This is a genomic window from Armatimonadota bacterium, assembly GCA_028871815.1.
In the GTDB taxonomy this organism is placed as follows: Bacteria; Armatimonadota; Chthonomonadetes; order Chthonomonadales; family Chthonomonadaceae; genus REEB205.
The window spans coordinates 380285-401579 of the sequence record JAGWMJ010000001.1; the positions used below are offsets into that span (position 1 = coordinate 380285).

14 protein-coding genes are annotated in these 21295 nt (G+C 59.9%); 9 read left to right on the top strand and 5 right to left on the bottom strand.

What is annotated here, in order from left to right; genetic code table 11:
* Nucleotides 1-2: 2 nt before the first annotated feature.
* Both KGJ62_01550 and KGJ62_01555 read right to left on the bottom strand, forming a co-directional pair.
* Nucleotides 3-1031 (bottom strand): hypothetical protein, encoded by a 1029-nt coding sequence (locus KGJ62_01550; protein ID MDE2125255.1) that lies wholly within the window; start codon nucleotides 1029-1031, stop codon nucleotides 3-5.
* A 74-nt stretch (nucleotides 1032-1105) separates the two neighbouring features.
* Nucleotides 1106-1759 carry a GNAT family N-acetyltransferase gene (locus KGJ62_01555; GenBank protein MDE2125256.1) on the bottom strand — a complete coding sequence of 218 codons (654 nt, stop codon included), beginning with the start codon at nucleotides 1757-1759 and terminating at the stop codon, nucleotides 1106-1108.
* A gap of 145 nt (nucleotides 1760-1904) precedes the next feature.
* On the opposite strand from KGJ62_01555, the gene KGJ62_01560 reads away from it, so the two are divergent.
* Together KGJ62_01560 and KGJ62_01565 are read left to right on the top strand one after the other, a co-directional pair.
* On the top strand, nucleotides 1905-2153 hold the full coding sequence (locus KGJ62_01560) for a helix-turn-helix transcriptional regulator (GenBank protein MDE2125257.1): 249 nt from the start codon (nucleotides 1905-1907) through the stop codon (nucleotides 2151-2153).
* 29 nt (nucleotides 2154-2182) lie between these two features.
* Complete coding sequence (locus tag KGJ62_01565; protein MDE2125258.1) at nucleotides 2183-2404, top strand: hypothetical protein; 222 nt, start codon at nucleotides 2183-2185, stop codon at nucleotides 2402-2404.
* A 46-nt stretch (nucleotides 2405-2450) separates the two neighbouring features.
* On the opposite strand, the gene KGJ62_01570 is transcribed toward KGJ62_01565, so the two are convergent.
* Nucleotides 2451-2939: a hypothetical protein gene (locus KGJ62_01570; GenBank protein MDE2125259.1), complete on the bottom strand. Its 489-nt coding sequence runs from the start codon at nucleotides 2937-2939 to the stop codon at nucleotides 2451-2453.
* Nucleotides 2940-3011: 72 nt separating this feature from the next.
* Here KGJ62_01570 and KGJ62_01575 point away from each other — a divergent pair, with 72 nt between their 5' ends.
* The gene (locus KGJ62_01575; GenBank protein MDE2125260.1) at nucleotides 3012-3479 is read left to right on the top strand and encodes a hypothetical protein; all 468 of its coding nucleotides are present in this window, start codon (nucleotides 3012-3014) and stop codon (nucleotides 3477-3479) included.
* An 88-nt stretch (nucleotides 3480-3567) separates the two neighbouring features.
* On the opposite strand, the gene KGJ62_01580 is transcribed toward KGJ62_01575, so the two are convergent.
* Nucleotides 3568-3759: a hypothetical protein gene (locus tag KGJ62_01580; protein MDE2125261.1), complete on the bottom strand. Its 192-nt coding sequence runs from the start codon at nucleotides 3757-3759 to the stop codon at nucleotides 3568-3570.
* A gap of 761 nt (nucleotides 3760-4520) precedes the next feature.
* A complete protein-coding gene (locus tag KGJ62_01585; protein MDE2125262.1) occupies nucleotides 4521-5132 on the bottom strand; it encodes a hypothetical protein in 612 nt (203 codons plus the stop codon).
* A 771-nt stretch (nucleotides 5133-5903) separates the two neighbouring features.
* Between KGJ62_01585 and KGJ62_01590 the strand changes: the two genes are divergently transcribed.
* The 6 genes from KGJ62_01590 (at nucleotide 5904) to KGJ62_01615 (ending at nucleotide 21271) form a co-directional block, all read left to right on the top strand.
* On the top strand, nucleotides 5904-6878 hold the full coding sequence (locus tag KGJ62_01590; protein MDE2125263.1) for a tyrosine-type recombinase/integrase: 975 nt from the start codon (nucleotides 5904-5906) through the stop codon (nucleotides 6876-6878).
* A gap of 102 nt (nucleotides 6879-6980) precedes the next feature.
* The gene (locus tag KGJ62_01595; GenBank protein ID MDE2125264.1) at nucleotides 6981-8054 is read left to right on the top strand and encodes a DUF1738 domain-containing protein; all 1074 of its coding nucleotides are present in this window, start codon (nucleotides 6981-6983) and stop codon (nucleotides 8052-8054) included.
* Between the two features lie 115 nt (nucleotides 8055-8169).
* Nucleotides 8170-13389 carry a DEAD/DEAH box helicase gene (locus tag KGJ62_01600; protein MDE2125265.1) on the top strand — a complete coding sequence of 1740 codons (5220 nt, stop codon included), beginning with the start codon at nucleotides 8170-8172 and terminating at the stop codon, nucleotides 13387-13389.
* Entirely contained in the window at nucleotides 13386-16205 is a 2820-nt protein-coding gene (locus KGJ62_01605; GenBank protein ID MDE2125266.1) for a DEAD/DEAH box helicase, read from the top strand. The genes KGJ62_01600 and KGJ62_01605 overlap by 4 nt, the downstream gene beginning before the upstream one ends.
* 9 nt (nucleotides 16206-16214) lie before the next feature.
* Nucleotides 16215-20462, top strand: coding sequence for an N-6 DNA methylase (locus KGJ62_01610; GenBank protein MDE2125267.1), 4248 nt, complete (start codon nucleotides 16215-16217; stop codon nucleotides 20460-20462).
* Nucleotides 20459-21271 carry a hypothetical protein gene (locus tag KGJ62_01615; GenBank protein ID MDE2125268.1) on the top strand — a complete coding sequence of 271 codons (813 nt, stop codon included), beginning with the start codon at nucleotides 20459-20461 and terminating at the stop codon, nucleotides 21269-21271. The genes KGJ62_01610 and KGJ62_01615 overlap by 4 nt, the downstream gene beginning before the upstream one ends.
* Nucleotides 21272-21295 lie beyond the last annotated feature (24 nt).

Below are 21295 nucleotides of genomic sequence, written 5' to 3' on the forward strand. Positions count from 1 at the left end.
GGTCAGGGGCGGCGCCACGGGAACAGTATCGTGAGCAGCCGGGCCGAGCGGAATCGTCCGCCGTCTGCAATCTCCACCGTCGATCGCGATGAAGAATCCGCTCCAGCGTCGCCAAAGAGTAGCCGGTCCACTTTCTTCTCCAGAAAGCGCCGCAGGGGATCAAAGCTGAACGCAATCAGCAGGACGAGGAACTGCGTCGCCTTGTCCGAACTGCCCGTTAGGTACTGCGTCGCGACGAACACCCCGCTGCTGTATGCTCCTAGCACGAACGCAAGCAGAGCCCCGTAAACGAGCGTTTCCCGAACGAGGAACGTGAGATCGAACAATCCCTTGACGAGCGTCGCATAGGCGACGGCGAGCACGAACCAGAGCACCGACAGCGAGCCCACATCGCACAGATCGAAGTTGCCAAAGCCGTACGGCAGAATCGCATTGGTAACTAAACCGACACTACCCGTCACAAGTATGCCGCCACCGATCAGGGAGAATTGTGCCGCCACCGATTCGGTTGCCGCGCGCCGGCGCTCGCGAAAGGCTCTTCTAAGCGAAAGGACAAGGTAGTAGAGTACGTGCAGCAGATAGACCGGGTACAGCGGTCCGTAGACGGTTACGGCCCGGCCATTGGCCGGGATCTCCTGAGCATCAACCAGAGGCGTGAGCATCGTAATCGCAACGATGGCGCCTGTCTCTACCGCGTATACCACGCCGAGCGTAGGAGCCCGCGATCGTGCAGCCGCCTGAACACGAACGACGAATCGATAGGCCAGGTAGACGGCGAGCGCGACCACTGCGAAGTTGAATCTTCCGACCCAGAGTTGCGCTACCGGCAGGCGCACCCTCACTTCCAGGAACAGCGTAAGCTGCCAGCACAGCAACGCGGACGCGAGAGCTAAGAAGGCCCGATCCACGCGCCAATGTCCGTTTTGGCGCCGCCTGCGATGAGCGAGGATCAGATACACCAGCCCGCCCAGCGCGGCGAAGGACACATAGTAGAGCGCGGGTACGACGCCAACGAAGGTTGCCGACGACATACGCCAATAGTCGATCGGTCGAGGAGGAACGTCAACCCGCTGCCTGACCGAGCGGACCAAGCGGGGATGGTAGATTAGACAGAAGCATCAGAAGGTCGAAGCGCGAGGCGGGGCCGGCGTGAGAGCCGGAATGCCTGCATGACGACATCGTGGTAGTGTTCCGAGTTCGCCGCCCGGCAGAGGATCGATTTCGCGACCTCCGCCATTTCGAGGGTACAGAGGTACGTCTGTGCGCCCCAGTGCAGGCGAGGCTCACCTTGGATCTGCAGCGGCCACCCGATTCGCCGGTAGAGGGCGTAAGTACGCGGGTTCGTCTCAATGTAGAGCCGGGTGACGCCTTCGGCGACACAGTATCGCCATGTCTCCGCGACAAGGTGCCAGTACAGGCTCGCACGGCCCCGAAAGGGCTTGTGAACCACCAGCAGCTCCACGTGTGCACAGCGCCCGTTCGGACCTGTCGGCACATCCGGCCAGACATGTTGGCACGACAGGCCTCCGGTCCTATCTGGAAAGGCGATCTGGAGTCCGCCCGCGAGTTCGTCGTTCACCAGGAGCCCGAAGTAGGCGGAGCGGTACTGGTCGCAACCTAGCGCATCGCCGGGCTGCCAGTCCCTTTCTGCTACGACCTCATCGAACAGACCAAGCAGTGCGTCGATCTCATCGCGCTCGATCAGGCGGACGACTTGTACGTCGGCAGCCTGGTTTGTCCACAGCGTAAGCACGGACATTCCGCCTTTCCGCCAATGCCGGTCAAGCAAACCAACGGAGACCACTCACCATTGTACCACAAATGAACCTTATAGAGTGTGCTCCTATAGGGCGGGATAACTTAGGGAGTGACGCGATAGGACGTGAGCGGGGTAAAGTGTACGTATGGCGAGCGAGCGGCACCCGGCCCTAGCCCTGCTGGGCCAACAGATCAGGAAAACTCGGAAGGCACGAGGGATTTCTCAAGAGGACTTCGCTGCGGAGGCGGGCCTCGGCCGGTCGTACTATGGCGGCGTCGAGCGCGGCGAGCGCAATCTGTCGGCACTGAATCTTATGCGCATTGCGGCGGCGCTCCACGTGGAGGTCGGCGAGCTCTTCCCGCCGGTTCAGGACTTCGGAGGACACCTTGAGTAGCCGCCGCTGGCGGAAGAGAGGGTGAGACTATGGCTGAGAGCATTACGATCAACTTCGCCGATCACGAAGTCGGCATCCAGTATCACCCGGAGACACAGGAAGCGACGTTCCGCGACGAAATGCTGGCCCGAGAGCTAGCGCTGAATGCGCTGGCAGCCCAGGCGATCGTGCATCGATCCGAGCGAGGTATTCCGGTGCCGCCTGCTCTTGCAGCGATTGCGGCAGCGCACACGTTCCATGACCTACTATGAGCACAGCATGCCATTCGAAGGCCGTGGGCACGACCCGATCCGTGCTCTAGCGTCCTCTTCGTAGCTTCCGGTAATCCGCTTCGGTGACACCGGCGCGAACACCTCCTTCTGACAGGAGCATGCGGGCGGTAATGTGGTAAATCATCGTTGCGGCTACGATCATCAGAGCTGCAAGATTGGGAGATACTCGAAGGAGCAGAGCGAACGCCGGAACAGCGATGACGATACTCGTAACAAACGCGACCCACACATTGCGGAAGATCCCGAGGACCTCGGCGAGAGTGTCTTCGTTCATCGAGGTGAGGAGGCGCCAGGAGCCAGCTCCGTAGAACACCAGGCAGATCGCGAACGCCTCCCAGAAGTGAAGTCGGGTTGAATCGAATGGCGGACTGCCGAGCATTCGATATGTCCCAAAGAACAGACCCGACGCCACAAGCGAAATGAGGAGGACATGGATAGCCCAGGCTAGCAGATAGGCTAATGCCCCAAAGGCCGTGAGGATGCTCGTAAGGACATCTTCCCAGAAACCGCGCAATTCTGACCTCCGCGCCGCTGCTCAAGGGCGCCGCCATCGGGATACTTGTTCGACCAGCGCGCAAGCCACCATATGAGCTACTATAGTACCTGCTCACCGAATCCAGAACGGCCCGAGACCCTTGCCAAGCTCGTGGCATACGTGAACGGAAAGCGCTGGTGGCATTGCCCCCCGCGCGACCCGGATGCGTACCGACTTCGCGGGAAATTCTTCGCGTCGTCTTACCAGGAGGCTGAGTTCTACGGCCGGCCGCTAGACCAGTCAGAGCGAGTTCGTATCCACAACCCGGTCGTTGGCGACGAGGAAGCGATCCTGACGGAGCTATTCGGCTCCGCCACGGCGATCGCCGGGCTTAACGAACATGAAGGTGAGCGGGCTATACAGGCGCGCTTTGCGCTCGACACCAAGATGCGAGCACGCGCGGTTGAGCTTGGCTACGACGCGATCATTCTCATGACCCCGGCCGGCCACGCGGAGTACGTCCACTCCGGGACGATTCCGCACAGCCTGGAACTGAACGTCCTGACGCTCCACGAGTAGAATCCCTGGTGACGTAGTCGCAAGGGATCCATAATCCGTTTGGAAGGGGCTTCGCGTATCGGAATCAACGGATGTTTAGTGTTGTGCCTCATCTGGCAGCAGTAGCATGCACCAGCCAGACATATATCTGAGGTCCTTTAGAGGCGAGAATGATCGTGACAATGCACCACGCCGCATCGTACAGGCGTGCGACCGCAATAGCGATTCGATTGTACAGACGGCAATTCCCGACGCGATTTGCCTCTGTAGCCCACAGAATCTGCTTTACCGCAGATCTCAATCTCAGTCGCTCCACTTCATCGTCCCGAGCTTGAGCCCTTGCCACTGCAGCCTCGCTACTCGCGTTTACCGTTAGGGCGACGCATATCAATCCGATTAGTCGTAACAGGAGGCTCGGAGCCGCCGCAGTCCGGTTAGGCACAGCAGGAGGAGCGTCAGACTGTTCCCCCACACCTCCGAAGGCTTCACGGATACCTATATGATATAGAGGCAATGGCTCTAGAAATCGGATGCAGAGAAACGTAGTGTGAAGGAGACACAAGCCCGCCAGCACAGCCATCAGCCAGTAGGAAACGCTGAGCAGTGTCAGGAGGCCATCCGGATACTCTGCCCCCACACCCTCACGAGTCGGAGCAGTGAAGGCCGCGGGTACCAGCAACGTCACAATTGCGATCAACACGCCGGCCATCGTTCCTGTCGCCACAGTGCGATCCACTCGCGATCCACGCCTTGCGATCTCAACATCTAGTTCTCGGTGCGCGAGAAGGAAGGCTTCGCGGTATTCCGCGGTTCGCAGATTCTGCAGGAACTCAGTTCCAGATGGCCATTCGACGCCTGCATTCCATTTGTCCAGGAGGGAGCTCTGTTCCCGCGCCAGCGCACGATCACTGAGCCACGGTTCGGCTAAGGCTTCTCTTAGTGCCTTTGGAATCCACCATACAGTCACCGTCCGCATCGCCCACACAATCCAAGTCACGCAGAATCTCAACCGAGCCACGAATGCCTTGTCCGTTGAATCTGTGGACTCGCTGGCTTCCACCATTAACTCCATGCTGTGATTGTATCGACGATTGCCGATGCAATGGGTAGACCGGTTCCTGTCTGAAGCCATCCCCATTCACCGTTCGGATTGGCCTCTACGAAGTAGTAGGTACCTAGGTGGTGAATCAGGTCTATTCCAGCGAACACCAATCCGAGGGCCTCCACCAGCGCAACCAGTCTCCTGCTGAGTTCATCGGGCAATGTCACAGGCTCCCAAGGTAGCTCATGGCTCGACTGGCGCCAATCGACAGGCAATTGTTCATTTCGATACAGGCGCGCCGCGAAAGCTCTATCGCCGACAACGGTAACTCGGATATCATCCTTCGGGATTAATGCCTCCTGGCAAATGAATGGCGCCAAAGCCGCCTCTTCGTCCGAAGGCGTATCGTCGCCGCTCAGCAAGTGGGTAAACACGAACGCATTCTCGCTCTCGATCAGCGGAGCATAGACCGCCTTTACGACGGTGCCCTTACGGGACTGTTTGCGGAAGTCAGACACTTCATTGGCACTATTAGTCACGATCGTTTTCGGTACTTCTAATCCGATCTCTGCCGCCTTTCGTAGCTGGACCAGTTTGCATTCAGCGCGGTCGTTATTGAATGGGTCGTTCATCCACCGGAAGCCGTTGAGGCTAACAAGCCCGAGTACCAACCTTTGCCATTGGTCGTTGGCGAACCAAGACGCCGCGGCATCAGACTCTAACACGATCGGGCCCGGACGCCGGAACCATATGCCGCCATTCGCCGGATACGTTATCAACTGTCTACCGTTCGGGGCGCAGACACGTAGGGTTCCGGCGACAGGATCCAGACGCCAACGTGTCTGCGCGGCGTCCTCCACGTTGAAACGCCAAAAGCGGAGCCCTCGTTCGCCCAACTCTCGGACGACGAGGTCAGCGCTTACATCCTCCTTGTTCGTGAGAAGAATGACCATGCACGCTACTTCGGTTTGGGTTTCGGCGTAGGCGGAGGCGGAGAAGGCGGCCGTGGCCGATCCTTTTGGTCTTCACCTTTCTCGATGTCATCTTTCTTCGTCCTGGCTCCCGCGTAGCCTGGGACATCGATCACTGGCACTCGGCCACCCTGGGTCGCCACCACGGTCATGCAGAGTTCGGGATCGTACCAGATGCTCGGCGGATTCGGTTCCTTAGGGCGCCCACGGATCATTGCGTATCTCATCAGTAACGGCCTGCTCTGACTTCCAGAGTTACCCATTCCACTTGCCTCCTTGCTACAGGATACTGCATGGACACCGGTTTCGTGTTGCCGTCGGCGAGCATCGCCCGCACTTGCTTGGGAAGCACGGAACACATACCATGGACCCCATGGCATACGTGATAAACTGGATTATCACGTATGGCCAGGCCTACTCGTAGGTGCTAGAATGACGCCCAACATGATCGCCAAAAGCTCGCTTGTACGATCCGCACCAACCGGGCTACCCGCTATCGAACTGCTGGCCGCGATCCCCGAAGAGGAGATCTGGCTCAACGGCCAGCGGAGCCACCACACTCGGCGTGCGTACAAGGAGGATGTTCTCCACTTCATGCGCTCGCTCGGCGTCACCACGCGAGAGGAGCTGCGACAGGTCGAGCGCGCCGCCGTCATCGCTTGGATTCGGCAAATGGAGGAGCAACAGGAGAAAGCCCGCACAATTAGGCGGCGCCTCTCGGCCCTGTCCAGTCTCTACACGCACCTCGTAGCGCGCCGAGCGGCGGACACGAATCCGGTTCGCGAGATCAAGCGCCCACGAGTGAATCGGACGAAGGGAGTTACCGCGGCATTCTCGGCGAAGCAAGCGCGGCGGATTCTCGACGCACCGGATGGGGAAACTTTGAGCGGGCTTCGCGACCGGGCGATCTTGTCGGTTCTGTTCCAGGCAGGTCCGCGCCGCGCGGAAGTCGCCAGCATGAAGGTCAAAGACTTCTACATGAACGCAGGCTACCACTCGCTTCGCTTTACACGGAAAGGCGGCGAGGACCATGCCCTCGCGCTCAACCCGCAAACCGCGCAACGGATCGAGCAGTATCTTGCGGCATCGAACCACGGAGGTGATATAGAGGGGCCGCTGTTCCGAGCAGTCAGACCAAGCTGGAGAAACCACGACGACCGCCGCCACATTCACCCCGACGCGATAGATCGGATCGTAAGGAAGTACGTGAAGGTCGCGCTCAACATCGAGCGCGGGTTCTCGGCCCACTCCTGCCGGGCGACCTTTGCAACTACTTCGCTTGCGAACGGCTCAAGCCTTGAGGATGTGCAGGAAGCGTTGGGCCACGCGGACGCGACCACCACCAAGCTCTACGACAAGCGGGGTTTCAACCCGGAGAAGAGCGCCGCCTTCTTTGCGAATTACTGAGATCGTGAACCGTTCACGCTAACCGCCGCCTCGTCGAAAGCACAATCCTGACCAGACAGGAATTGATCGAGCGCGGAAGGCGTGTTATGCTCTGCGCCCCATATGGAGCCGCACGAGCAGTCAACCGTTTCCCAGATTGGCGATGCAACGACCTCAGACGAGGAGACCTTCGCATCCATCCCCCTGCGGCGCCGGAAATCGCATCATCCTCCGGGCGAGGGCGCTCAGACTGACCGCGATGTCTATGCGATTGTCACCGAGCGTATCACCTCAGCCCTAGAAGCCAGTACAGTTCCTTGGAAAAAGCCCTGGGCCGTAGAAGGCGGTCTTCCGCGCAACCTCGGCACGCGACGACCTTATCGCGGGATGAACGTTCTACTTTTGTCGCTTGGACAGGCATACCGATCTCCTTGGTGGCTTACATTCCGGCAGGCGACGGAACTCGGCGGCCATGTCCGTAAAGGCGAGCATGCGTCGTTGGTCACGTTCTGGAAATCCGCTGAGCGAAGAACCGACCACGACGGAACGGATGAAGGTGACGAGGCGAATTCAGGCAGTGTAAGACGGGCGCCGATCCTGCGATACTATAACGTGTTCAATGTCGAGCAGTGCGAAGGCATCGTTTCGCCGCCCAGTGGGGAGTTCCAACCGAAACCGAACGAGCGAATCGAAGCCTGCGAGATGGTCGTTCAGCATATGCCGCAACGACCGACGATTCGGCGAGATCCGCGTCAAGCGTCATATTCGCCGGTTACCGACGCAGTAGGGATTCCGGATCTGCCCCAGTTCGAGACCGCCGAGGACTACTACGCCACTCTCTTCCACGAGCTCGTTCACAGCACGGGCCACAAGTCGCGTTTGGCGCGCCAGACGCTGGGAACGCCAACCCCGTTTGGCAGTCCCGATTACTCTCAAGAGGAGTTGGTCGCCGAGTTCGGAGCTGCGTTTCTCTGCGGACACACGGGCATCCTGCCCACGACGGTGAACAATCAGGCGGCCTACATTAACGGCTGGCTCGCAGTCCTCCAGAAGGACAAGCGCCTGCTGCCCATCGCCGCCTCCCAGGCGCAGCGAGCCGCCGATTGCATTCTGGCTAGCGATCAGACGGAACAGACTTGGTCCGCTGGCGAGAGCAGCCAAGCAAGACTGGCCGAAGAGGACGGACAAGCGGGCTAAGGAATTCGCGGGCTAGGCGACGAAGATATCGTATCTTGAAGGGGCGATCAGTTAGCTTTCGGCTCGCCAGCACATCGACGGTCGTCCTATCCGATATGGCCGCCCCGAGGTCGTCATGGACGTGTTCAACCTCCATCGCAATCTTCTTGCGGACTATGCCTCATATATACGCAGCTTCATCCGTATCCGAGATACGCGGATACAGGATTACGTTGGCGCGAGCTTGTCACGCGGGCTGTTGTGGCCCGATCCCCTAATTCAGCTCAATCCGTCCTTTGAGCCCGGCTCCTCAATCGATGACCTGATTCGCTCGGGCGTCCTCCACGACGAATGCGGGCGGATCTTCCGCCTGAAGTCCCTTGCAGACGGCACGGGCAAGGCACTCCGCCTGCACAAACACCAATCTGATGCCGTGGAGCTGGCCCACAAGAGGGACCCTTATGTCCTAACAACTGGCACAGGGTCCGGGAAGAGCCTAGCTTACATCGTGCCTATTGTTGACAGCGTCCTCCGCCACGGCTCGGGCAAAGGCATCAAGGCGATCGTTGTCTACCCCATGAACGCGCTCGCGAACAGCCAAGCCGGAGAGCTCGAGAAGTTCCTCAGTTACGGCTACCCAGAAGGACGAGAGCCGGTCACGTTCGCGCGGTACACAGGGCAAGAGTCTGACGAGCAGCGAGCAAAGATCCTGCAGCGTCCGCCAGACATCCTTCTGACGAACTACGTCATGTTGGAGTTGATTCTGACCCGGCCCTACGAGCGACCGTTGATCGACCATGCACAGGGATTGCGCTTCTTCGTCCTCGACGAAATGCACACATATCGCGGCCGGCAAGGCGCTGATGTCGCACTGCTTGTGAGGCGCACACGAGAAGCGCTGAACTCGCCGGAGATGCAATGTGTCGGTACATCAGCAACGCTGGCGAGCCTTGGGACATTCGAGGAGCAGCGCGCTGAAGTCGTCCGGGTCGCATCGCAACTGTTCGGCGTGGCCGTGAAACCAGAGAGCGTAATCGGCGAAGCCTTGCGTCGCTCTACGAGCAGTCGGGATCTGGCAGAACCACTATACGTGTCGGAGCTCACTTCGCGAATCGCCGACCTCGACCGCAAGCCGCCAGAGACCTACTCCGGATTCACGAGCGACCCTCTGTCAATCTGGATCGAATCGACTTTCGGACTCAACGAGGAACCAGGTACTGGTCGGTTGGTCAGGAGGCAGCCGCGGTCGCTATCCGGGGAAGATGGCGCCGCCAACGAACTGTCTGATCTGATCGGCCTCGACTATGAGCGGTGTGAAGCTGCGATACAAGACGGACTTCTCGGCGGATATCAATGCGAGCGTAATCCCGAAACCGGCTTTCCTGCGTTCGCATTCCGTCTCCATCAATTCATATCCCGTGGGGATACCGTCTACGCCAGTGTCGAAGACGAAAGCTCTCGACATATCACCGTCCATGGCCAGCAGTTTGTGCCAGGTGACCGCGATCGGGTGCTTCTTCCACTCGTCTTCTGCCGTGAGTGTGGGCAAGAGTACTATTGCGTTCGCCGGTGTGCAGACGACAAGTCGGGAGCGATGGAATACCACCCGCGCGAGCTCTCAGATGAATTCGATGACGACGAAGGGGAAGCCGGCTTTCTTCACCTCAGTGTCAGTAACCCGTGGCCAACCACCGAGTCCGAATACGTCGACCGCTTGCCAGACGACTGGGTTGAGGTAGACAACGGCACATCGCACGTACGGCGAGATCGGCGGCCCGTGCTTCCTGCGGCGATCAGGATCGGGCTGCTTGGGCGTGAAACAGCAGACGGGGTACTAGCCCACTACCTCGGTGCACCGTTCCGCTTTTGCCTTCAATGCGGCGTTTCATACTCGGCAACACAAAGAAGCGACTTCTCCAAGCTCTCCGCGCTATCATCCGAGGGCAGGAGCACGGCAACGACGATACTCTCGCTCGCTGCAATCCGCCGCCTTCGAGGGCAATCGGACCTCGACGCGGACGCTCGAAAGCTTCTGTCCTTCACGGATAACCGGCAGGATGCCTCCTTGCAGGCAGGTCACTTCAATGACTTCGTAGAGATTTCCCTGCTTCGCTCAGCTCTCTTCGCCGCAGTCGCGAGAGCGGGTGCGGGTGGCCTGCGACATGAGGAGCTGACGCAGCGTACCTTTGAGGCTCTCGCACTGCCGAAGGAGCTCTACTCCGCAAACCCCGAGGAGAGATTCCAGGCCGAGCGAGACACTCAACGGGCTTTTCGCAACTTGCTCGGCTACCGCCTTTACCGCGACCTAAAGCGCGGTTGGCGCGTGACGGCACCGAATCTTGAGCAGTGCGGGTTGCTGCAAATCCAATACGAGTCGCTAGATGAAGCTTGCGCCGCGGACGATCTCTGGCAGGGCACCCACCCGGCCCTCGTTACGGCGGCGCCCGACACCCGCTTCCATATCGCGAAAACGCTGCTCGACTTCATGAGGCGCGAGCTCGCGATCAAGGTTGATTACCTTGACGCACTCTTCCAGGAGCAGCTCCAGCAGCAGAGCAGCCAGCGACTCCGCGAGCCATGGGCGATGGACGAGAACGAGAAGCTGGAAACCAACTCGGTTCTCTTTCCGAGATCTCGCCGACGGAACGATTACCGAGGCAACGTCTATTTGTCCGCTCGTGGCGGATATGGGCGATTTCTCTGCAGGCCCACGACGTTCCCGGAATACTCGGCCGCTGGAAAGCGCCTGAAGACGGACGATGCTCAAGCAATCGTGTTGCAAGTCCTTCAGGCTCTCACCGTAGCTGGTATCATCGAGCGCGTTTCTGAACCCATTGCGGAGGAGCAAGTACCGGGGTTCCAGGTCGTCGCAGCGTCAATAAGCTGGGTCGCTGGAGAAGGTGAACAAGCGTTCCACGACCCCATTCGAGTGCCAAGACAGCCCGCCGACGGCAGTCGGACGAATCCCTTCTTCGTTGCCTTCTACAAGACCGTGGCAAGCGATCTGCATGGGCTGGAAGCGCGGGAGCATACCGCTCAAGTGCCGTATGACGAGCGGCAGGATCGAGAGAATCGCTTCCGCAGTGGCGTACTCCCTGTTCTATACTGCTCGCCGACCATGGAGCTGGGAGTGGACATCTCCCGCCTGAACGTGGTCAACATGCGCAACGTTCCGCCGACGCCATCGAATTATGCACAGCGGAGCGGTCGCGCCGGGCGGAGCGGTCAGCCTGCACTCGTCTTCTCTTACTGTACAACCGGCAGCCCGCACGACCAGTACTTCTTCAAGCGGCCGGACCGCATGGTTGCTGGCGCCGTTTCGCCGCCACGACTCGATCTCGCAAACGAGGACCTTGTTCGAGCCCATGTTCATGCGATTTGGCTAGCCGAGACGGGGTATGGTGGCCATGCCCTTTCGCTAGGCAAGTCGCTGAGGGACCTACTCGATCTCACAGGCAGTCCACCGTCACTCCGGCTTCTGGACTTCGTGCAGGCAGCGTTGGACGATCCGCAAGCCCGAGTTAGGGCAAAGCAGCGCGCCGAACGGGTCCTTGCTACCTTCGATGGAGAACTGCGGTCCTCAGACTGGTGGAGTCCTCGTTGGCTTGACGACGTTCTTCTTCAGGTTGGTCGGAGCTTCGAGTCCGCGTGCCAGCGTTGGCGCGAGCTCTACCTTTCGGCACTTAAGCAGCAGGAAGTCCAGAACGCCATAGTCCTAGACGCATCGCGCCCGCCTCGCGACAAGGAATCGGCCAGGCGACTCCGCGCCGAAGCCGAACAGCAACTGAAGCTCCTCACAGAAGTCGAGAACGTCGCACAGTCTGATTTCTACTCGTATCGCTACTTTGCCAGCGAGGGGTTCCTGCCGGGCTACAACTTCCCCCGCTTGCCGCTCTCCGCCTACATTCCGGGCCGCTCCAGGAGACAGCGTGAGGAGTTTCTATCGCGTCCGCGGTTCCTCGCCATCTCGGAATTCGGCCCTCGGTCCATCGTTTACCACGAGGGCGCCCGCTATGAGATCAACAAAGTCATTCTTCCAGTTGCCGAGCGCGAAGGTGACGACGAGCTGTTCACGGGTAGGGCAAAGCTGTGTCCGTCCTGCGGCTATCTGCATCCGGTTTCTAACGCCGACTCGTTCGATACGTGTGAACGGTGCTCGCAGCAACTGGATGCTTCGATAACCAACCTCTTCCGCCTGCAGAACGTGGCTACCCGTCGCCGTGAGCGGATCTCGTGCGACGAAGAAGAGCGGATGCGCATGGGCTTCGATATTCGGACGGGTGTTCGCTTCGCTGACTATGGAGCCGGACCGGTCTACCGAACGGCCGCAGTTCTGGCTGGCAGCAAGCCGCTAGCAGAACTGGCATATGGGAACGCCGCAACCCTATGGCGTATCAACCAGGGTTGGACGCGGCGGAAGAACAAACAGCAACTTGGATTCGTGCTCGACATCGAGCGAGGCTTCTGGGCGAGGAACGAGCAGGAGATTCCTGAGGGAACCGACCCAGACCCACTCTCTGCACGTGTTGCGAGAGTGATTCCGTACGTCGATGATCGCCGCAACTGCTTGCTCATCACGTTGGCGGACCTGCAGCCGCCAAGTGTCATGGCGTCCCTTCAGGCCGCGCTAAAGAACGCAGTTCAGGTCACCTACCAGTTGGAGGACAGCGAGATCGCCGCGGAGCCACTTCCCGGTCGAGACGAGCGGAATCTGCTCCTCTTCTATGAGGCAGCCGAAGGTGGCGCCGGAGTTCTGCGCCGCCTCCTAGACGATCCCGGAGCCGTGCAAGAAGTCGCTACAGAAGCGCTTCGCATCTGTCACTTTGACCCCGTAACCGGAGACGATCTGAAGCGGGCGCCACAAGCTCGCGAGGATTGCGAGGCTGCCTGCTACGACTGTCTCATGAGCTACGCGAACCAACGGGATCACGAACTGCTCGACCGCAAGGCCATCGCACCGGTCCTCCTGGCACTCCGCGACGCGACGGTCTCGGCATCGCCTGCGTCGGTGCCGCGATCTACACATCGTGACTCCCTGTTGGAACGTTGCGGATCGCAGCTAGAGCGCGCGTGGATAAACCACATGGACGCGAAGGGTCATCGCCTTCCAACAGACTGTCAGAAGGTAATCGGAGGGTGCGGAACGCGCCCTGACTTTCTGTACCTCGACCACGGCCACCAGGCCGCCATCTACGTTGACGGGCCACCTCACGACTTTCCCGATCGGCAGGCGAGGGACGAGCAACAAACCGTCTGCATGGAGGACCAAGGCTACATCGTAGTTCGGTTTCATCATCAGGCCAACTGGGATGAGATCATTGCGAAGTATCCGTCGCTCTTCGGGAGACCGGAATGAGCTTCGCCGTCGGATCGCTGGTGAAGGCACGCGGGCGTGAGTGGGTCGTATTGCCCGAATCCGAAGACGAACTCCTTGTTCTCCGTCCGCTGGGCGGAACGGAAGACGAGGTTGCGGGCATCTTTCTTCCACTAGAGAAGGTCGAGCCGGCTGCATTCGACCTACCGGACCCCTCACACAGTGGGGACTTCCGCTCGTGCAGACTTCTCCGGGACGCGGTGCGTCTCGGCTTCCGGTCCAGCGCCGGCCCATTTCGCTCGTTTGCACAGATTGCCGTCGAGCCGAGAGCGTATCAAATCGTTCCGCTGCTCATGGCGCTCAAAATGGAGACCGTTCGGCTCCTGATCGCGGACGACGTTGGCATCGGCAAGACGATCGAAGCGGGTCTTGTCGCCAGGGAGCTTCTGGATCGAGGAGAAGTCACTCGCCTTGCGGTTCTGTGTTTGCCGCAGATAGCAGAGCAATGGCAGGCGGAGCTCCGAGACAAGTTCCACATCGACGCCGAGCTAGTACTGCCATCTACTGCTTCACGCTTGGAGAGAAACTGCCGCATCGGGCAATCGCTGTTCGACATCTACCCATTCGTCGTCGTATCCACTGACTTCATTAAGTCCGACCGCCGATTGGACGAGTTTCTTCGCACGTGTCCTGAGCTGGTTATCGTTGACGAGGCACATACCTGCGCCTGGAGTGGCGAAGGCCGGGGAGGGCGCCACCAGCGTCATCGATTGGTATCCGGCCTGGCCGCGCGGCAGGACCGTCACCTCATGCTCGTGACCGCTACCCCGCATAGCGGCAACGAGAATGCATTTCGCTCGCTGCTCCGTCTCCTGAAACCGGAATTCGGGGAGCTGTCGGACGACCTTTCGGGACCACAGAACGAACGGCACAGGCGAACGCTTGCAGCTCACTTCGTTCAGCGACGCCGGGCGGACATTCGCTCCTATCTGAGCGACGAGACGCCCTTCCCAAGTCGTGAGGAAGCGGAAGAGACCTACAAGCTGTCCGAACCCTATCGCAAGCTCTTCGACAAGGTCTTGCGCTACGCTCGCGAGACCGTCGCCGATCAAACGGGCGGAAAGCACCGCCAAAGAGTTCGGTGGTGGTCGGCGTTGGCGCTGCTCCGGTCCATTGCATCCAGCCCCGCAGCGGCAGCGGCGACTTTGAGAAGCCGAGCATCGACGGCGGACACTGTAACCGTCGAGGAAGCCGACGCGGTCGGGCGCAGGTCAGTCCTCGACCTGCCGGGTGATGAGTCTGCTGAGGATGCGGACGTAACGCCGGGCAGCATCGAGGGAACCGAAGACGACGAGTCGCAGCCCAATCGTCGGCGCCTGTTGGATCTGGCGCGCGAGGCGGACGCGCTCAAGGGAGCGGACGATTTCAAGCTCCAAAAGGCGATCACTCTCCTCAAGAAGGTTGTTCAAGACGGATTCCGACCGATCGTGTTCTGCCGTTTTATCGACACTGCACATTACGTGGCGCAAGCCCTCAGGGAGAAGCTTCCGAAGGATATCGAGGTTTCATCGATCACGGGAACACTGCCTCCGGCAGAGCGCGAATCCCGAGTGGCCGAGCTCATTCAAGCGCCGAAGCACATTCTCGTGTGCACGGACTGCTTGTCGGAGGGCATCAACCTCCAAGAAGGGTTCGATGCCGTCGTTCACTACGACCTGTCGTGGAACCCCACTCGCCATGAGCAGCGCGAAGGCCGAGTAGACCGATACGGCCAGCCCTCAGGCACGGTTCGAGCGCTGACCTACTACGGAGTAGACAACCAGATCGACGGGATCGTCCTCGACGTGCTCCTTCGCAAGCACAAGATGATCCGAAACAGCCTCGGTATCTCCGTACCGGTACCCGCGAACTCCGACCAGGTTGTCGAAGCCATCTTCGAGGGCCTGCTGCTGCGCGGCGCAACCGGCGCGGCCTCCTCTCAGCTCTCTCTGCAGTTTGACGAATTGATTGCCCAGCAAAAGCACGATCTCCATACGGAATGGGAGGCTGCAACGGAACGCGAGAAGAGGTCTCGCACGCTCTTCGCCCAGGAGACGATTAAGGTTGCAGAGGTCGCTACCGAGCTTGACGCCGTACGCGATGCCATCGGGTCCGGCACAACCGTCGAGGCATTCCTCCGCGAGTCGATTCGTGCCAACGGCGGAACGGTTTCAGGATCGGGCACGCTTGAGTCGGACCTCGCCGCTTGTCCGCAGGCGGTCCAAGATGCTGTCGGAGGCACCACGAAGTTCCGAGCGCGATTCTCCCTACCGGTCCGAGAGGACGAGATCTACTTGTCGCGCACCCATCCCATCGTGGAAGGTCTCGCCACCTATACGATGGATTCGGCGCTTGACACGCTGGGGAATGGTGTGGCCCGCCGCTGCGGAGCCATCCGCACCGATCACGTGGAGCGTCGGACGACCCTCTTGATGCTCCGGTTGCGATTTCACATCGTAAGCCGGCGCGGAACGGACGAACGACAGCTTCTGGCGGAGGACCTCTCGCTCGTTGCATTTGAGGGTTCACCACAGAGCCCGCATTGGCTAGACACCGGGCACGCGGAGTCTCTCTTACTCGCTGAACCGAAGGGCAACATACCACCCGACCAGGCGCAGTCTTTCCTCCAGCGCGTGATAGACGACTTTGAATATCTCCGGCCGGCACTGGACACGACCGCCCAGGAGTGCGCCGAGGAACTGCTGAACTCGCACCGCCGTGTTCGCTCCGCGTCGGAACAACGCGGAATCACCTATCGAGTCGAGCCGCAATTACCACCGGATGTGCTCGGACTCTATGTTTTTCTGCCCGCCGTGTGACACCGAACGATGCAAGTCAAGCGCCGAGACATCTTCACAACGGTTCGGACCGAAGGCGGAATTCTGCCCGCCGACCTCTTGCAGCGCGTCGTCTCCGCTGACCGAAGCGTTGAGGGACTTTCCCCAGAAGACTATCACCTAGCGCCAAGCGAGAAGATCAACGAGGCGATCAACCGCGCATGGAACCGGCTGCAGGGCTCATGGGAGACGTTCCGCGCCGCGGCCGAGAAGCTGCCAACCGGCGATCCAGGAACAAGCGTAACGCGCGAGCGCTGGCTCCTTCCGCTGTTTCAGGAGCTAGGCTACGGCCGATTGCAGACCGCCAAGGCGACCGAGATCGACGGAAAGTCGTATGCGGTCTCGCACGCGTGGGGACATGTACCCATCCACCTGGTAGGCTGCCTGGTCGAATTGGATAGACCGACGCGTGGCGTGGCGGGCGCGGCAAGATCCAGCCCGCACAGCCTGACGCAGGAGCTCCTCAATCGCTCCGACGAGCACCTTTGGGCTTTCGTCTCGAATGGGAGGCGACTGCGAATCCTACGCGACAACAAGAGCCTGACACGCCAGTCCTACGTCGAGTTCGACCTCGAATCGGTGATGGAGGGCGAGGTCTACGCGGACTTCGTTCTCTTGTGGCTCCTCTGCCATGAGTCGCGCGTGGAGGCGGAACGGCCTGAGCAGTGCTGGCTTGAGAAGTGGTCGCGGGCGGCGCAGGAACAGGGCACGCGCGCCCTTGACCAGCTTCGCGACGGCGTTGAGAAAGCAATCACCGCTCTCGGTAAGGGCTTCGTTGCGCATCCAGCCAACCGCGGCCTACGCGATTGCCTCCGCTCCGGTTCACTCTCAACACAGGATTACTACCGCCAGCTACTTCGCGTCGTCTACCGGCTGCTGTTCCTCTTCGTAGCGGAGGATCGTGAGCTTCTCCTCGACCCAGGAGCTTCGCAAGATGCGCGAGCACGTTACCTCCGGTTCTATGCTTCGGCACGCTTGCGCCGATTGGCGGAGCGCCAGCGCGGAACGCGGCACAGCGATCTCTACGCCGGCTTAAGCATCGTTCTCGATAACCTCTACGCCGGCCTGCCGGCGCTTGGCTTGCCGGCACTTGGCAGCTTCCTATTCTCCTCCAGCGCCACCTCGGATCTGAATGCCTGCGAGATCGCGAACCACGACCTCCTTGACGCCATCCGCGCGCTTGCCTTTACGTTGGACGGTCGAATCAGGCGCGCCGTGGACTACAAGAACCTCCGCTCCGAGGAACTCGGCAGCGTGTATGAGGCCCTCCTTGAGCTCCACCCCGAGCTGAACGTAGACGCGGGCACGTTCGGCCTTCGTACAGCCGGAGGGAGCGAGCGGAAGACAACCGGCTCGTACTACACGCCCGACAGCCTTGTTCAGTGCCTTCTCGACAGCGCGCTTGACCCCGTCGTGGACGAGGCGGTCAAGAAACCGAATCCGGAGCAAGCGATCCTCGACCTGAAGGTCTGCGACCCAGCGTGCGGTAGCGGGCATTTCCTCATCGCCGCAGCGCACCGAATTGCGAAGCGGTTGGCATCTGTCCGAACGGGCGACGAGGAGCCTTCGCCCGCAGCCACGAGAACCGCGCTCCGCGACATCATCGGCCGTTGTATATACGGCGTGGATCTCAATCCAATGGCGGTCGAGTTGTGCAAGGTTGCGCTCTGGATGGAGGCGTTGGAACCGGGCCGACCGCTATGTTTCCTCGACCACCACATCCAGTGCGGCAACAGTCTGGTTGGGGCGACACCGGCGCTCATCGAAAACGGAATCCCCGACGCTGCATTCGACCCCATCGAAGGGGACGACAAGGCAGTCTGCACTGAGTTCAAGCGACGCAATCGCACGGAGCGCGAGGGGCAGGGCTCGCTCTACGACGCGAACCTGCAACCATGGGAGCGTCTGGGCGACCTCACCACCGGCATTGTTCAACTAAGCGATCTCCCGGACGACACGCTCGCGGGTGTCCAGACGCGCCAGGCGCGCTACGAGGAGCTGGTACGCTCACAAGCCTATGAGAACGGCAAAATGCTGGCGGACGCCTGGTGCGCCGCGTTCGTGTGGAAGAAGACGCGTGAAGCCGATCGATACCCGCTAACGACCGCACAACTGCGCCGCATACTTCGGAGCCCACATAACGTTGAGGCGTGGATGCGCCACGAGATCGAGCAACTCGCACAGGAATACAGATTTCTACACTGGCACCTCGCATTCCCCGATGTTTTCCGGATTCCCGGCGAGAACGAGACGGCTGACGATGCACAGTCGGGGTGGATCGGCGGGTTCCATATTGTCTTAGGCAATCCGCCTTGGGACACCCTTAGCCCTGACCAACGAGAGTTCTTCAGTCGATGGGTCGTCGGCCTGCGGTCGCTGGCCCCCGGTGAACAGAAGGAAGAGGTCGAGAAGCTCCTCGCAGATACATTCATTACATCGCTTTGGACGGCTCACTGTCGCAATCTGTTCGCATTGGTTCACTTCCTGAAGAGCAGCGGCGTCTACACGTTGTATGCGCCAGGCAACCTCGGCAAGGGCGATTTCAATGTATACCGGATGTTTGTGGAGTTGGCGGTTCGTCGTGTTCGGCCCGCCGGGCTTGCTGCACAAATCGCTCCTGCCGGTCTGTACGGCGGCGCCAATGCTTCGGCCATTCGGAAGTTCATGCTCGACGAGAATCGCCTTATGTTGCTGGTTGGGTGCGAGAATAAGGGTCGCGTGTTCTTTCCCCATGTACATCCGCAAACGTGGTTCACATTGTACGCATTACAGCGTGGTGGTCGCACAGCGAGGCTAAGTACTGCATTCGGCATCGACTCGGTCGAGAAGGCACTCAGCGTCCGCGCCGAAACGATTGAGCTGGACGCAGACCTAATCCGCGAACTTGCGCCCGATACATACGCCATCGCCGATCTCCGGAGCCTAAGCGAATTGGCGACCAACCAGAAGATTAACGGAGCGTGCCCTGCTTTCGGTAATCGAGGCGCTGGTCCGCCGATTCGCCATTACCAGCGCGAGATTGACATGGGAAATGATCGAGACCTCTTCACTTCAGATCCGAGAGGACTACCTGTGTATGAGGGACGGATGATCGACCACTATGATCATCGCGCGAAAACTTACCAATCGGGCCACGGCAACAGCGCCATCTGGATCGAGCGTCCATTCACAGACCCAGAGAAGGCCGTTGTCCCGCAATGGCGAGTCCTCCCCGAGAATATCCCGTCGAAGCTCGGCAATCGGTGCACTCACTATCGAATCGGTTTCGGCGACGTTGCCAACCCGCGAAATGAGAGGAGCTTTGTCGCGACTCTGATCCCACCAGGCACGATCTGTGGCCACACGGTCCCTACAATAACCTTCGAGCCTGGGTACGAATGGGCATACCTGCCATGGCTAGCCGTCGCCAACAGTTTCGTAATGGACGCATTCGCTCGCCGGAAGTTGAGCTCTCCGCATATGACCTACACGGTCCTCGACAGCTTGCCCTTTCCTCGGCCGTCGCTCACGGAGCCCTTGGTCCATGATGTGGCCCGGTTAGTCTTGCGCCTGATATGCACGGCGCCTGAAATGGCCGGCTATTGGAACCACATGGCGGAGCTGGGCCTAGTCGAGCGCGTGCCTCCAGATACCATACCCCTCGACGCGTTTCGGACCGAAACGGCTAGAATCCAGGCTCGCGCACGGATTGAGGCGATCGTCGCAATTCGTGTATTCAGCCTCACACGCGATGAGCTCTGCGGTGCGCTTGACACGTTCGACGTATTGCAACGGCGCGAGGTTATCGCGTTTGGCGATTATCAAACCAAACGCGTCACGCTCGAAGCCTTCGACGAAATGTGGGAGGCGATAGAGACCGGCGCCCCATATCGCACCCGACTCGATCCGCCGCCGCCGAACGGCTGGACGCCACCGGAGGAGCTGCTGAAGGACACGTTCGCCACGGCGGCGGCCTACACCCCGGCCAAGGCAGAGACGCCGATCGATCGCGAGGAGCCAGCCGACTTCGCCCTCGTGTCTCCGCCCGCCTCGCCAAAGCCGATCCTGGACAAGGACGGCGAGGTCCTCCGTGTGCGGGTGTATGACCACAAGGAGCAGGTTGTGCTGAACCGGGGCGTCGCGGTCGGAAGGGAGAAGCGCGACGGCACGTCAATATGGAAGGTCCTGGCGGACGGAGAGAAGGAGCCGAGAAGCTTCGCAAGCCCGCCGTTCGTGTTGAAGTGGTTGAGGGCCAGATGATGATCAACAACCCACAGAAGCTGTCGATTGACGAAGAGGATGCCTTCAACTTCATTGTCCACTGCTTGGCAAGCAAGAAGTCCCATTTCGACAGTTACGGCTATGAGGTCTATCTGCCCAAGATCATCCAGCATTACCTGCATTCGCAAGTAAAGGGATTCGATCTCCGATATGAGCAGACGTACATCGGCCAACTATCTGCCGAGTTCATGTCCGCGGCGTGGGAGCTCTGTCGGCGCGGAGTGTTGCGGCCGGGAGTACGTGCCTACCAGCAGCAAGTTACCGACGACGGTTCAGGTGGAAACGGATACTGCATTACCTCACTCGGCCGCGATTGGCTATCGCGCGCCCAAGACTTCGATTACGTTTTTGTCGAGCCGGGTCGCTTTGCAAGTCTCTTTTCTCAAATGAATTCGCGGTTCGGCGTAGCCTATGCCGCCCGATCACAGGAAGCGATTCGATGCTACCGGGCGCTTGCTTACCTTGCATGTTGCGCGATGTGTGGTGCCGCGGCGGAGTCAGTTCTACTGGCGCTTGCCATTGCCAAGAATGGTGACGAACAAGCAGTCGAGAAGATGTACTCGTCCTCAGGCGGGCGAGGTCGAGTTGAGAGTCTAGTGATCGGCCAGCAAACTGACCAAGTAAAGGCGGAGATGCGCGGATATTTGACGCTGCTAAAGTATTGGCGCGACAGCGCAGCGCATGGAAGCGTTGAAGGTCTGGCGGAAACAGAAGCCTATACGTCGTTGACTACCTTGCTTCGATTCGCACTCTATGCGGACGAGCGGTGGGAGACGCTAATCGCCTAGGATTTGAGGCTAATGGGAAGACGC